The 13,100-nt window shown below is 56.6% G+C and carries 11 protein-coding genes; 5 read left to right on the plus strand and 6 right to left on the minus strand.

Annotation, left to right across the window (positions count from 1 at the left end; genetic code table 11):
* Positions 1 to 146: 146 nt before the first annotated feature.
* The 4 genes from carB to M8318_RS05840 form a co-directional block, all read right to left on the minus strand.
* Positions 147 to 3,371: a carbamoyl-phosphate synthase large subunit gene (carB, locus tag M8318_RS05825; RefSeq protein ID WP_106994197.1), complete on the minus strand. Its 3,225-nt coding sequence runs from the start codon at positions 3,369 to 3,371 to the stop codon at positions 147 to 149.
* Between the two features lie 18 nt (positions 3,372 to 3,389).
* Positions 3,390 to 4,538 carry a glutamine-hydrolyzing carbamoyl-phosphate synthase small subunit gene (gene carA / locus M8318_RS05830; protein ID WP_262661352.1) on the minus strand — a complete coding sequence of 383 codons (1,149 nt, stop codon included), beginning with the start codon at positions 4,536 to 4,538 and terminating at the stop codon, positions 3,390 to 3,392.
* 455 nt (positions 4,539 to 4,993) lie between these two features.
* Positions 4,994 to 5,815: a 4-hydroxy-tetrahydrodipicolinate reductase gene (gene dapB / locus M8318_RS05835; protein WP_262661354.1), complete on the minus strand. Its 822-nt coding sequence runs from the start codon at positions 5,813 to 5,815 to the stop codon at positions 4,994 to 4,996.
* Between the two features lie 133 nt (positions 5,816 to 5,948).
* The gene (locus tag M8318_RS05840; RefSeq protein ID WP_262661355.1) at positions 5,949 to 6,956 is read right to left on the minus strand and encodes a LacI family DNA-binding transcriptional regulator; all 1,008 of its coding nucleotides are present in this window, start codon (positions 6,954 to 6,956) and stop codon (positions 5,949 to 5,951) included.
* A 187-nt stretch (positions 6,957 to 7,143) separates the two neighbouring features.
* Here M8318_RS05840 and M8318_RS05845 point away from each other — a divergent pair, with 187 nt between their 5' ends.
* From M8318_RS05845 to M8318_RS05865, 5 genes are read left to right on the plus strand one after another with little or no spacing between them, the layout of a single operon-like run.
* Positions 7,144 to 8,886 carry a class I mannose-6-phosphate isomerase gene (locus M8318_RS05845; RefSeq protein WP_262661357.1) on the plus strand — a complete coding sequence of 581 codons (1,743 nt, stop codon included), beginning with the start codon at positions 7,144 to 7,146 and terminating at the stop codon, positions 8,884 to 8,886.
* Positions 8,887 to 8,888: 2 nt separating this feature from the next.
* Entirely contained in the window at positions 8,889 to 9,317 is a 429-nt protein-coding gene (locus M8318_RS05850; protein WP_262661359.1) for a PTS sugar transporter subunit IIA, read from the plus strand.
* Positions 9,318 to 9,326: 9 nt separating this feature from the next.
* Positions 9,327 to 9,821: a PTS system mannose/fructose/N-acetylgalactosamine-transporter subunit IIB gene (locus tag M8318_RS05855; RefSeq protein WP_262661361.1), complete on the plus strand. Its 495-nt coding sequence runs from the start codon at positions 9,327 to 9,329 to the stop codon at positions 9,819 to 9,821.
* A gap of 10 nt (positions 9,822 to 9,831) precedes the next feature.
* On the plus strand, positions 9,832 to 10,629 hold the full coding sequence (locus M8318_RS05860; RefSeq protein ID WP_262661362.1) for a PTS mannose/fructose/sorbose/N-acetylgalactosamine transporter subunit IIC: 798 nt from the start codon (positions 9,832 to 9,834) through the stop codon (positions 10,627 to 10,629).
* Positions 10,629 to 11,447: a PTS system mannose/fructose/sorbose family transporter subunit IID gene (locus tag M8318_RS05865; RefSeq protein ID WP_262661364.1), complete on the plus strand. Its 819-nt coding sequence runs from the start codon at positions 10,629 to 10,631 to the stop codon at positions 11,445 to 11,447. The genes M8318_RS05860 and M8318_RS05865 overlap by 1 nt, the downstream gene beginning before the upstream one ends.
* Positions 11,448 to 11,475: 28 nt before the next feature.
* Here M8318_RS05865 and M8318_RS05870 read toward each other — a convergent pair whose 3' ends face one another.
* A complete protein-coding gene (locus M8318_RS05870; RefSeq protein WP_262661390.1) occupies positions 11,476 to 12,225 on the minus strand; it encodes a glucose-6-phosphate isomerase family protein in 750 nt (249 codons plus the stop codon).
* A gap of 170 nt (positions 12,226 to 12,395) precedes the next feature.
* The gene (locus tag M8318_RS05875; protein WP_262661366.1) at positions 12,396 to 13,043 is read right to left on the minus strand and encodes an alanyl-tRNA editing protein; all 648 of its coding nucleotides are present in this window, start codon (positions 13,041 to 13,043) and stop codon (positions 12,396 to 12,398) included.
* Between the last annotated feature and the right edge of the window lie 57 nt (positions 13,044 to 13,100).

The raw sequence follows: 13,100 nt of genomic DNA on the forward strand, positions 1-13,100 counted from the left end.
GATAATTTTAGGCTAACTGACTGATGGGAGATGGAAAAGCAGAAGGTTCTGAACAGGAAGGCAGCCATCGTAGGGCGGGTAAGCGAAGCGCCACCCGCCGTTTGCCCGGGGCACTTTCGCTTCCCGGGCCTACGATAACCTGCGTATTACTTGTTAATCTGCGCGTGCATTTCCTGCACCGAAATCACCTTCTCGGTGGCATCCGCGTTCAGCGCCATGGCTGTCGCGAAACCGCCGTTCAGGGTGGTGTCGTAGTGCACTTTGTACTGCAGCGCGCTGCGGCGAATCAGCTTGGAGTCTTCAATCGCCTGACGACCTTCAGTGGTGTTGATGATGTAGGTATATTCGCCATTCTTGATACGGTCCTGAATGTGCGGACGACCTTCATGCACCTTGTTCACCAGACGCGGGTTGATACCGGCTTCACCCAGCACAATCGCGGTACCGTGGGTCGCATCCAGCTCGAAGCCCTGTTTCAGCAGTTTCGCTGCCAGGTCCACCACGCGCTCTTTGTCCCCTTCACGCACGGAGAGCAGCGCACGGCCCTGTTTCTTCATGGTGGAGTTGCTGCCCAGCTGCGCTTTAGCGAACGCTTCTGCGAAGGTGCGGCCCACGCCCATCACTTCCCCGGTAGAGCGCATTTCTGGCCCTAACAGCGGGTCAACGCCCGGGAATTTGTTGAACGGCAGCACCACCTCTTTCACCGAGTAGTACGGCGGGATGATCTCTTTGGTCACGCCCTGCTGTGCGAGAGTCTGGCCCGCCATCACGCGCGCTGCCACTTTCGCCAGCGGTACGCCGGTCGCTTTGGAGACGAACGGTACGGTACGCGCCGCACGTGGGTTGACTTCAATCAGGTAGACTTCGTTATCTTTCACCGCAAACTGAACGTTCATCAGACCGCGCACCTGTAGCTCGAAAGCCAGCTTCTGCACCTGGTCGCGCATCACGTCCTGAATCTCTTTGCTCAGCGTATAGGCTGGCAGAGAACAGGCAGAGTCGCCGGAGTGAACACCCGCCTGCTCGATATGCTCCATGATGCCGCCAATCAGCACCATTTCGCCGTCGCAGATGGCATCCACGTCCACTTCCACCGCGTCATCGAGGAAGCGGTCCAGCAGCACTGGCGCATCGTTAGAGACGCTGACCGCAGTCTGGAAGTAACGACGCAGGTCAGCTTCGTCGTAGACGATTTCCATTGCACGGCCACCCAGTACGTAAGATGGACGTACCACCAGCGGGTAGGTGATCTCTTTGGCCTTCTCAACCGCCTGCTCAATGGCCGTCACGGTGGCGTTAGCCGGTTGTTTCAGCTTCAGACGGTCAACCGCCTTCTGGAAACGCTCGCGGTCTTCCGCACGGTCAATCGCGTCCGGGCTGGTGCCGATAACCGGTACGCCTGCGGCTTCGAGGTCACGCGCCAGCTTCAGCGGGGTCTGGCCGCCGTACTGCACGATAACGCCTTTTGGCTTCTCGATGCGGACGATTTCCAGCACGTCTTCCAGCGTTACCGGCTCGAAGTAGAGGCGGTCGGAGGTGTCGTAGTCGGTAGAGACGGTTTCCGGGTTACAGTTGACCATGATGGTCTCGTAACCGTCTTCGCGCAGCGCCAGTGAGGCATGTACGCAGCAGTAGTCAAACTCGATACCCTGGCCGATACGGTTTGGACCGCCGCCCAGCACCATGATTTTGTCGCGGTCAACGGACGGGTTCGCTTCGCACTCATCTTCATAGGTGGAGTACATATACGCGGTGTCGGTGGCAAATTCTGCCGCGCAGGTGTCCACGCGTTTGTAGACCGGGTGCAGGTTGTACTGATCACGCAGCTTGCGGATTTCCGCTTCGCGCACGCCCGCCAGTTTAGCGAGACGCGCATCGGCAAAGCCTTTACGCTTCAGCATGCGCAGGAAGTCAGCGTCGAGGCCGTTGATACCCAGATCCGCGACTTTCTCTTCCAGACGCACCAGCTCTTCAATCTGCACCAGGAACCAGCGGTCGATGTTGGTCAGGTTGAAGACGCCATCGACGGAGAGACCGGCACGGAAGGCGTCGGCGATATACCAGATACGCTCGGCACCGGCGTCTTTCAGTTCGCGACGGATTTTGGTCAGCGCTTCCGGGTCGTCCAGGCTCACTTTCGGGTCGAAACCGGTGGCGCCCACTTCCAGGCCGCGCAGGGCTTTCTGCAGAGATTCCTGCTGAGTGCGGCCAATCGCCATCACTTCACCGACGGACTTCATCTGAGTGGTCAGACGGTCGTTGGCACCGGCAAATTTCTCGAAGTTAAAGCGAGGAATTTTGGTCACAACGTAGTCGATAGAGGGTTCAAACGACGCCGGGGTACGGCCGCCGGTGATGTCGTTCATCAGCTCGTCGAGGGTGTAACCTACCGCCAGTTTCGCCGCCACTTTGGCAATCGGGAAGCCGGTCGCTTTCGATGCCAGCGCAGAGGAGCGGGATACGCGCGGGTTCATCTCGATAACAATCAGACGACCATTCTTCGGGTTAACCGAGAACTGAACGTTAGAGCCGCCGGTTTCGACGCCAATCTCACGCAGTACCGCCATCGAGGCGTTACGCATGATTTGATACTCTTTGTCGGTCAGGGTCTGGGCTGGCGCCACGGTGATGGAGTCACCGGTGTGGATGCCCATGGCGTCGAAGTTTTCGATAGAGCAGACGATGATGCAGTTGTCGTTTTTATCACGCACCACTTCCATCTCGTACTCTTTCCAGCCAATCAGCGACTCATCAATCAGTAGCTCTTTGGTTGGGGAGAGATCCAGACCGCGCTCGCAAATCTCTTCAAACTCTTCACGGTTATACGCAATACCGCCGCCGGTGCCGCCCATGGTGAAGGACGGACGAATGATGCACGGATAACCCACGTCAGCGGCAACCGCCAGCGCTTCTTCCATATTATGAGCAATACCAGAGCGCGCGGTGTCGAGACCGATTTTCTTCATCGCCACGTCGAAACGGCGGCGGTCTTCGGCTTTATCAATGGCGTCGGCAGTAGCGCCAATCATGGTCACGCCGAACTCGGCCAGCACGCCCTGACGCTCCAGCTCCAGCGCGCAGTTCAGCGCCGTCTGGCCGCCCATGGTCGGCAGCACCGCATCCGGGCGCTCTTTTTCGATGATTTTGCGCACCACTTCCCAGTGAATCGGCTCGATGTAGGTCGCATCGGCCATTTCCGGGTCGGTCATGATGGTCGCCGGGTTGGAGTTCACCAGGATAACGCGGTAACCCTCTTCGCGCAGGGCTTTACACGCCTGGGCGCCGGAGTAGTCGAATTCGCAGGCCTGGCCGATAACAATCGGGCCAGCGCCAAGGATCAGGATGCTTTTTATGTCTGTACGTTTTGGCATGGTCTTCTCGGCTCCTGATTATTTAGCGGTCTTACGGTATTGCTCGATAAGTTCGATAAAGTGATCGAACAGCGGCGCGGCATCGTGTGGGCCTGGGCTCGCTTCCGGGTGTCCCTGGAAGCTGAACGCCGGTTTGTCGGTGCGATGGATGCCCTGCAGGGTGCCATCGAACAGTGATTTGTGGGTCACACGCAGGGTGGCAGGCATCGAGGCCTCATCCACCGCAAAACCGTGGTTCTGCGCGGTAATCATCACCGTGTTGTTGTCGATATCTTTCACCGGGTGGTTACCACCGTGGTGACCGAACTTCATCTTGACGGTTTTGGCACCGCTCGCCAGCGCCAGCAGCTGATGGCCGAGGCAGATACCGAATACCGGAATGTCGGTTTCGAGGAAGGTCTTAATCGCGTCGATAGCGTAGTCGCACGGTGCCGGGTCACCCGGGCCGTTGGAGAGGAAGATCCCGTCCGGGTTCATCTTCAGCACCTCGTCTACCGGGGTCTTCGCCGGCACAACGGTCAGACGGCAGCCGCGATCCACCAGCATGCGCAGGATGTTGCGCTTGGCGCCGTAATCGTAAGCCACCACGTGGAACGGCAGCTCCTCTTCTTTTTTGGCTTCCGGCAGCTCACCTGCCAGCGTCCAGCTACCCTGAGTCCAGCTGTAGGCCTCAGTGGTGGTCACTTCTTTTGCCAGATCCATGCCGTTCAGCCCCGGGAAGGCTTTGGCTTTTTCCTGCGCCAGCGCCGCGTCCAGGTTATCGCCAGCGATGATGCAGCCGTTCTGGGCACCTTTTTCACGCAGCAGACGCGTCAGCTTACGGGTATCGATATCGGCAATCGCCACGATGTTATGGCGTTTCAGGTAGGACGAGAGGTCTTCGGTGTTGCGGTAGTTGCTGGCAATCAGCGGCAGGTCGCGAATAATCAGACCTTGTGCATGTACCTGGGAGGACTCTTCATCAGCGGCGTTAGTGCCGACATTACCGATATGGGGATAAGTTAGAGTAACGATTTGGCGGGAATAGGAAGGATCAGTGAGGATTTCTTGATAACCGGTCATTGAAGTATTGAAAACGACTTCCCCAACCGCCGAACCTGTTGCCCCAATGGCCCGACCGATAAACTGGGTTCCGTCTTCCAGAACCAATAGCGCTGACTTAATCAAAACACCCTCCAGAGAATATTCACTCACTTTATTTGCATATTAATGCACAACCATAGTGTGAAGCAATGCAAATCTGCTGCCAGTGGATTTTCGGCAAACGGCGGCATTCTGGAGATTTGGCAGGGTAAAGTCAACTTAAAAAGCGGCTTTTGTTTGTCGTTTTTGCGCCACTGATGGATTGGGAGGTTATTAACGGGCAAAAAGATCAACTAAATCACGTAAGAAAACGCTTGCGGGTCATTTTTATTGTTAACCCGGCCTTACCAGACTCAAAAAGTGGACCATTTGGTCAAAATTCACAATTTTGAAACAAAAATAATGGAGATAAATATGATTTATAAACACTTCAAAGGAAAGTTAATTAATAAGCGATAAAATTAAAGGGCAATAAAATACTGCCCTCTGCAATCAACTAATTATGACTGCAATAACCACATCACGAAGGGTAATCATAACTATAAATTATTAAGATCGAGCACATCCCGCATGTCAAAGAGACCATCTTTTTTGCCTTTCAACCAAATTGCAGACCGAACAGCCCCATTTGCAAAAGTCATACGACTGGACGCTTTATGGGTAATTTCGACGCGCTCACCGATATCGGCAAACATTGCGGTATGTTCACCCACGATGTCACCCGCACGCACGGTGGCAAAACCAATGGTGCCAGGTACGCGTTCGCCGGTATGACCTTCCCGGGTGTAGACCGCACACTCTTTCAGATCTTTGTCCATCGCCTGAGCTATCGCCTCGCCCATCGCCAGCGCAGTGCCGGACGGGGCATCGACTTTATAACGGTGGTGCGCTTCGATGATTTCGATATCGGTATAATCCCCCATCACCTTCGCTGCCTTCTCCAGCAGTTTGAGCATCACGTTCACACCCACGCTGAAGTTCGCTGCAAAGACGATAGCGATCTCTTTGGCCGCATCCTGAATAGCCTGCTTGCCGGCATCATCGAAACCGGTCGTGCCGATAACCATGCCCTTACCATGCTGACGGCAAAACGCCAGGTGAGTCAGGGTGCCTTCCGGACGGGTAAAGTCGATGAAGACATCGAAGTCGTCTTTAACCGCCTCAAGGCTACTCTGGACGGTGACGCCTGACTGGCCTGCGCCTGCCAGTTCGCCGGCATCGGTGCCGAGCAGCGATGAGCCTTCACGCTCCAGCGCCGCGCCAAGCGTGACGCCATCCATCTGCAATGTCGCCTGAATTAACTGACGGCCCATACGGCCACCCGCGCCCGCAATGGCGACGCGGACCTGTGCATCATGCATAGTTATTCTCTTACGTTAAAATGATGTAAACCGTTTTCAGAGTAACCAGCCTGCAGTAAGGCCGCCATCTGAAAACACCAATAATTAGAATTTAATGATAAACCGCGTCTGATATCAGTAAAAAACATGACTTTCAGCGAAAACCGCACGATTCCCGCACCACCAGCGCCGGAGGCAGAATGATACGTTTAGGGGGTTCGTCATTGCCCTGTATCCGGCTGTAGAGTAGCTCCCCCGCCTGACGACCAATCTCTTTTGCCGCCACCGAGACGGTAGTCAATGCAGGCTGCACCAGCGCCGCTTCGGTAATGTCATCGAAACCGACCAGCGCAAAATCACGCCCCGGTTCACGCCCCAGTTTGCGTAAACTTTGCATCACCCCCAGGGCCACGATGTCCTGGTAGCAAATCGCCGCGCTGATGTGCGGGTACTCAAGCAATAAGGCCTCCGCTACGCGCGCGCCATCGCTCTGGCTGGCTTGCGAAGCCCTGATCCAGGCAGGGTCAGGCGTCACACCGTATTCCAGCAGCTTGCTGGTGAACCCACCGATTCGCTGCGCCCGGGAGCCTGAGTTCTGGCTTCCGCCGATAAACGCAATGTGGCGATGGCCCATTCTGAGCAGGTGTTCGGTCGCCATCTGCGTGCCGGAGAAGTTGTCCGTTCCGACAAAATCAAAATCCGGATCGTTAAGGGGGCGCACTACCATGATAGCCGGGATGTTGCGCCGCTTAAGCCCATCGAAAAAGGCCTGGGGTGTTTCGCGGGCCGCACACAGCACCATACCGCCTACGTTATTACGCATCAGCGAATCGACAAATTTTTGCTGACGCTCTGAGGATTCCTCGCTGTTGGCGAGAAAAAGCAGTAAATCATGGCGCTCCATTTCATGGCTGAGTCCTGCCGTCATCTCACCGTAAAAAGGGTTGGTGATGTCGTGCAAGAGCAGCCCAACCTGATTGCTGCTGCGGTTACGTAAATTGGCCGCCGTCTGGTTATAGACATAGCCCGATTCATCCAGCGCTTTTAGCACCCGTTCGCGCGTACTTTGTGAAATGCGGCCTTTGTTACAGAGCACCATCGAGACCGTCGCCGTTGACACGCCAGCGCGTTTTGCGACATCTGCCAGTGTAATTCCCGTCATGCTGTCTCCTTGCGTTTCACTACAGATTAATCGAATAACCTGTTTTATGCATTTTTCCCTGTGAGTCTGTTCACATTACCGCTGCCGATCGGGATTTCATTGCTGTTTATGGCGGGTTAATCGCGTTAACCACTCTTTTCAAATGCGGTTAATCGAATAACCTTAAACAACGATTACGGAGGATACCATGACAACCTACGATAAATTTCCCACGGTGACGGTGCAGGGTTATGACGACAGCGCATGGCAAAACTGGGAGAGCATTGCCCGCACCCTTCATGCCAGAATCCAACAGCAAACCCGCACCATACTGGTGATTGATTGCTATCCGGGCGTTCGCCTGGCGGAGCTGGAAGACAATTTGCTGCCGCGGTTACGCCCAACGCTCGCGATTAATGTCGAACAGGCGCGACAGGATGAGTGCGCCGTGCATGACATGCTGGCACGTAACCTTACCGACGATCGCGTCTTCGGCGTGCTCTCCTGCCACCAGCTCGGCGAGTTCTTTGACCCCGCGCGGCTGGATGCTTTGCAGACCCAGGTCAACCAGTGTTCCGAAGGGCTGATTGTGATTTACGGTCCTGGCGCGGCGCTTGTCCATCCGGGTGATGTGCTGGTGTATGCCGATCTTCCGCGCTGGGAGATCCAGCAGCGTATGCGCAGCGGCGAGACAGGTAACTGGGGCGCAGAGAATCAGCATGAGGATATGCTGCGTCGCTACAAACGGGCTTTTTTTGTGGAGTGGCGCGTCTTCGACCGTCACAAGACGCCCCTGCTCAGGCGCGCCGATTTTATACTGGACACCACCCAAGCGCACCAACCGGCGATGGTCACCGGCGAGGCGCTGCGTGCCGGACTTACGCAAACCGCCACTCAACCCTTTCGCGTCGTGCCGTTTTTCGATCCCGGCGTGTGGGGCGGCCAGTGGATGAAACAGCAATTCGATCTCGATCCCTCCGCCCCCAATTACGCATGGTGTTTTGACTGCGTGCCCGAGGAGAACAGCCTGTTACTGCGTTTTGGTGCGGTGCGGATCGAGATCCCCTCTCAGGACCTGGTCTTGCTGGAGCCTCGTGCCCTGCTGGGCGAGAAAGTTCACGCGCGGTTCGGCGCTGAGTTCCCGATCCGTTTTGACTTTCTCGACACCATTGGCGGCCAGAATCTGAGCTTCCAGGTTCATCCCGTCACGGAATACATCCAGCAGCAGTTCGGGATGCACTACACCCAGGATGAGAGCTATTACATCCTCGAAGCCGAACCGGATGCGGTGGTCTATCTGGGCACCAGAACCGGCACCGATCCACAGGCGATGATGGACGATCTCAGGCGGGCGGGTCGCGGTGAAAAAACCTTTGATGACGCCCGCTTCGTTAATCAGATCCCGGCGAAAAAACACGATCATTTCCTGATCCCTGCCGGTACGGTGCACTGCTCCGGCGCCGGGACCATGGTGCTGGAGATCAGCGCTACCCCGTATATCTTCACCTTCAAACTGTGGGACTGGGGCCGCCTGGGGCTGGACGGTCTGCCGCGCCCGGTGCATCTGGAGCATGGCGAAAAGGTGATCGACTGGCAGCGCGACACCCAGTGGGTCCATCAGCATCTGGTGAATCAGTTTGAACCCATTGCGCAAGGAAACCACTGGCGTGAAGAACGCACCGGTCTGCACGAGCGTGAATTTATCGAAACGCGTCGCCACTGGTTTAGCGAACCCGTTGTGCATCACACCGGGGGCGGCGTGAATGTCCTGAATCTTGTGGAGGGTGAGAGCGCCATCGTCGACAGCCCAACCGGTGCTTTCGCGCCGTTCACCGTCCATTACGCCGAAACCTTCATTATCCCGGCCAGCGTGGGGGAATATCGCATTTCGCCTGCCGCCTGCGCGTCCGGACAGTCACTGGCGACCATCAAAGCCTGGGTAAGGAGCTAACGATGATTCATTTTATTGTCGCCACACACGGTCCGCTGGCCGCCGCGCTGCTGGAAAGTGGCCGGATGGTCTACGGCGACCTTCCAGCAGTACGCGCCGTATGTCTGACCGAACAGACGGGAATAGAGGGCTTCCGACGCGATTTCAGCGCCACGCTGGAGGCGGCAAGCGTCAACGCCGACGGCGTGCTGGTGTTGTGCGATATGCAAAGCGGCACGCCGTGGAACGTGGCCTGTGAGGCCGCATTTAACCCGCAAACGCGGCCCCCGGTCGCCGTTGTGGCGGGGGTCAACTTCCCGATGTTACTGCAAACCGACGAGGTGATGATGGCGCGGGATGTTCATCAAGCCGCCGCGCAGCTTATCGAACTTACTCAGCCGACGCTGATTCAGGCGAAACCGGTAGTGTCTGCACAGACAGACGATTTTTAAGGAGCGCATATGAGTATTTCTTTTGTACGCATTGACGATCGCGTGATCCACGGGCAGCTCATTACCCGCTGGGCCAAAGAGCTACCCTGTGATGGCATCGTTGCCATCGACGATGCCGTTGCCGCCGACCCGCTGCTGTCGTCGGTCATGAAGGGGGCCGTTTCGGACACCAAAGTGTGGCTGTTCGATACGGCAACGGCCATCGAAAAACTGCCCAAAGTGATTGCCAGCGAGAAGCGCTATTTTGTGATTGGCAAATCACCGCTCACGCTGCAGCGCATTGAACAGGCGGGTATCAGCCTGAAAAACAGCAACGGCAAAATTAACGTCGGGCCAATGAGCGCTCGTGCTAACACGACCACCATCGGCCCGAATCAATCGGTAACGGCCGATGAAGCCGCGGCGTTCCAGTGGCTGGCCGACCAGGGGCACATGATTGAGTTTCGCCTGGTGCCGGATGCCAGTTGTTATAGCTGGCAGGATGCCAGACAAAAGCTGAAATAAGGACCCAAACATGATTATCGAAGCCTCTTTAATTGGCCTGCTCTGTTATCTGGGCGCCCTCAGCAGCCCGTGGCTGTTGGGCCTGACCGGCGGCTGGTATCTCATCTCCCGTCCGCTCATTTCCGGGATGCTGGTTGGCCTAATTCTGGGCGATGTTAAAACCGGGATCATAATTGGCGTGGCGGTACAGGCGGTCTATATCGCCATGGTGACCCCCGGCGGTTCTATGCCCGCAGATTTAAACTTTGTCGCTTACCCGGCCATCGCGCTCGGCATCCTTTCGGGTCAGGGGCCGGAAGTGGCCGTCGCGCTGGCGGCAACCATCGGCATCGCGGGAACCATCCTGTTCAACGCGATGATGGTCCTGAACTCGTTCTGGAACCACCGTGCGGACGTGGCGCTGGATAAGGGCGACGAACGGGGGATCTACCTCAACAGCGCCATCTGGCCGCAGGCGATGAACGTTGTGCTGCGCTTTGTCCCGACCTTTATTGCCGTCTATTTCGGCGCGCAGTACATCAGCGGCTTTATGGACAGCCTGCCAAAAATCGTGCTCTCCACCATGAACGTGCTGGGTGGCATTCTGCCCGCCGTCGGGATTGCCATCCTGCTTAAGCAGATCATCAAAAGCTACACCATGCTGATCTACTTCCTGGTGGGCTTCGTCTGCATCGTTTTCCTGAAACTCAATATGGTCGCGCTGGTGATCGTCGGTGCCCTGCTGGCACTCATTCATTACAACTACAAACCAGAAACCCCGCAAACCGTGGCTTCTGCACCAGTACCTGACGATGAGGATGAATTCTGATGGAAGAACGTAAACTTACCCGCAACGATCTGCGCCGCTGCTGGCGGGCATGGATGATGCACAACCTCTCTTCAATGAGCTTTGAACGACTGGCATCCTTTGGCTTTTGCCTGAGCATGCTGCCGGTGGCAAAAAAGCTCTATCCCGATGCCGCACAACGGACGGAGATGCTGCGGCGTCACGCATCGTTTTACAATACCGAGCCACAGATTGGCGCGATCGTTAACGGTATGGCGCTGGGCCTGGAGGAGAAAAAAGCCAACGGCGAACCGATTGATGGCGAAACCATTAACACCCTGAAGGTGGGCCTGATGGGGCCGATCGCCGGGATCGGGGATTCGATGATCCCGGGGATGCTGATCCCGATCCTTCTCAGCATCGGGATGGCGCTGGCAGCGGGCGGCAATATCCTCGGCCCGCTGTTTTACACCGTCGCCTGGCTGGCCATTATCATCCCTGGCTCCTGGTTCCTGTTTCTTAAGGGCTATCAGATGGGCTCAGGCTCGGTAGAGATGCTGGTGAGCAGTAGATCTACCCGGCTCCGGGAAGCGCTCTCCCTGCTGGGGGTGTTCGTGATGGGTGGCGTGGCGGCCAGCTACGTGAAGCTGGGAACAGGCCTGGAGTTCATTACCCGGGATGGAGTAAATATTCATGTGCAGCAGATGCTGGACGGCATCTTCCCGCAGCTGCTCCCGCTGGTGGTGGTGCTGGGCACCTGGTATCTGATGGCGAAAAAGGGGGTATCCCCGGTGAAAGCCATGCTGTTGCTGCTGTTACTCGCCGCCGCTGGCGTGGCATCCGGTCTTTTTGCCGGATAAAAGAACCGGGGCAATGCCCCGGGTTTTTTCAGGGATGGAAATTGCGCCACAGCTCCGCTGTTTTATCCGGGCGCGAGATAAACTGAAAGCGGGCAGGATCGTCAATAAATTGCTGATAGATGGGGGCATCGGTAATGCCGAACTCCGTGTAGCGTCGCGGGGTGATCATCTGTAATCGCCCGGGCCTGTAGTGGCTGTTGTGCTGCCAGATAATATGGTTGCCCTGCACCAGCGGATACCAGGCCAGCCCCTTACGGGCGCGAACGGCGTCATACTCAAAGCCATATTCCCGATCGCACCAGGCACCAAAGGTCAGCGGTTCATCGAGAGAGGCGGAAATCGTCGCATGGCCCCAGCCGGGCGGGACCAGCACTTTTTCCCCCGGCTCCGCCAGCACCGCGAAACAGCGCCCCAGATCGTCCTCAACGTACTCCTGCATGTAAATAATCGCCCTGCCCTGCCAGATCTCGTACAGTTCCGGCGGCGACCAGCCGCTGTGCTGGCTGATGCGGTGGATATGACCCTGGCTGCGCACCGGCTCATCACCGAGCGTGCCTGCGGCGTATGTCACTACACCAAACAGCAGCATCCGCTTTTCGAGCTCCGCCCTGTCCGCTAATCGCGCCACATCCATCGCGATGGCATAGACCTGCTCTGGCCCTTCGCAATCCGGATTGCGCAGCGAGGGACGGATCTGATCCAGGGTGCGGATCTCCGGCATCGGACCGGTAACGTCATCCCCGTAGCTAAAACCCATAGGCTGATGCGTGATGATCATATCCAGTCCTGGGTTAACAAGCGGACCATCAGCGAATTCGCCGCTGGCCCATGCCACCTGCGGTGGCAGAATAATGTCATTCATGTTTATCTCCGGCCCGAGGAGAACAACATGACAAGCTTATCAAAATTAAACGATTAACCTGATGTCAGGCCGCCCATGATGTCGGGTTAATCACAATCCTGTGAGTCAAGCACATAGGTGACCACCAGCTGCCCCTTTTTCATCTTCAGTCCGAGGATCTGCATTACCCCAATATCCGCCAGCTGTTTAACGTGTGTTCCTCCGCACAGATAAGCCGGAAGATCGCCAAAGCGGACTTTACGTCTGCCCGCTTCAATTTCGGTATGGCGAAGCAGGTTGTCGGCTTTCCAGCCGTCAATCATGGTCATCAGGGCGCTGGCATCAGGCAGGGGATCCACACTTTCACCGGGCATAAAGGTAATCCGCCCTTCACCGGGCCAGTGGTGGGCTTTTACCGGTTTCCAGCCAAACTGCTCGCCAGCATAACCAATCAAATGGCCTGCGCTGTGCCAGCGGGCGTGACGTTCTCTCACATCTTCATCGATCTGTATCTCCACCTCGCCTGGCGCCAGCGCGCCGGACACGATGTGGGCCACCTGCTCCCCGCGCAGGGAGACCGCTTCTACCGCCATCCCGGCGATCGATCCCCGATCTGCTGGCTGCCCGCCCCCCTGTGGATGAAAAAGGGTTTGATTGAGTTCAATGGCGTAACGACCATCAGGCTCTTCAGTGCAACGGATCACCTGCGCCCGGCCTGCTGTCTCGTCACTGGTGTAATAAAGTCGTTCTGTCATGGTTGTTCTCCTCTGTAGCCTGACAGTATATTCGTCACTTGAATGTCGATAATCTGC

The organism is Leclercia tamurae (assembly GCF_025566055.1).
Classification (GTDB): domain Bacteria; phylum Pseudomonadota; class Gammaproteobacteria; order Enterobacterales; family Enterobacteriaceae; genus Enterobacter; species Enterobacter tamurae.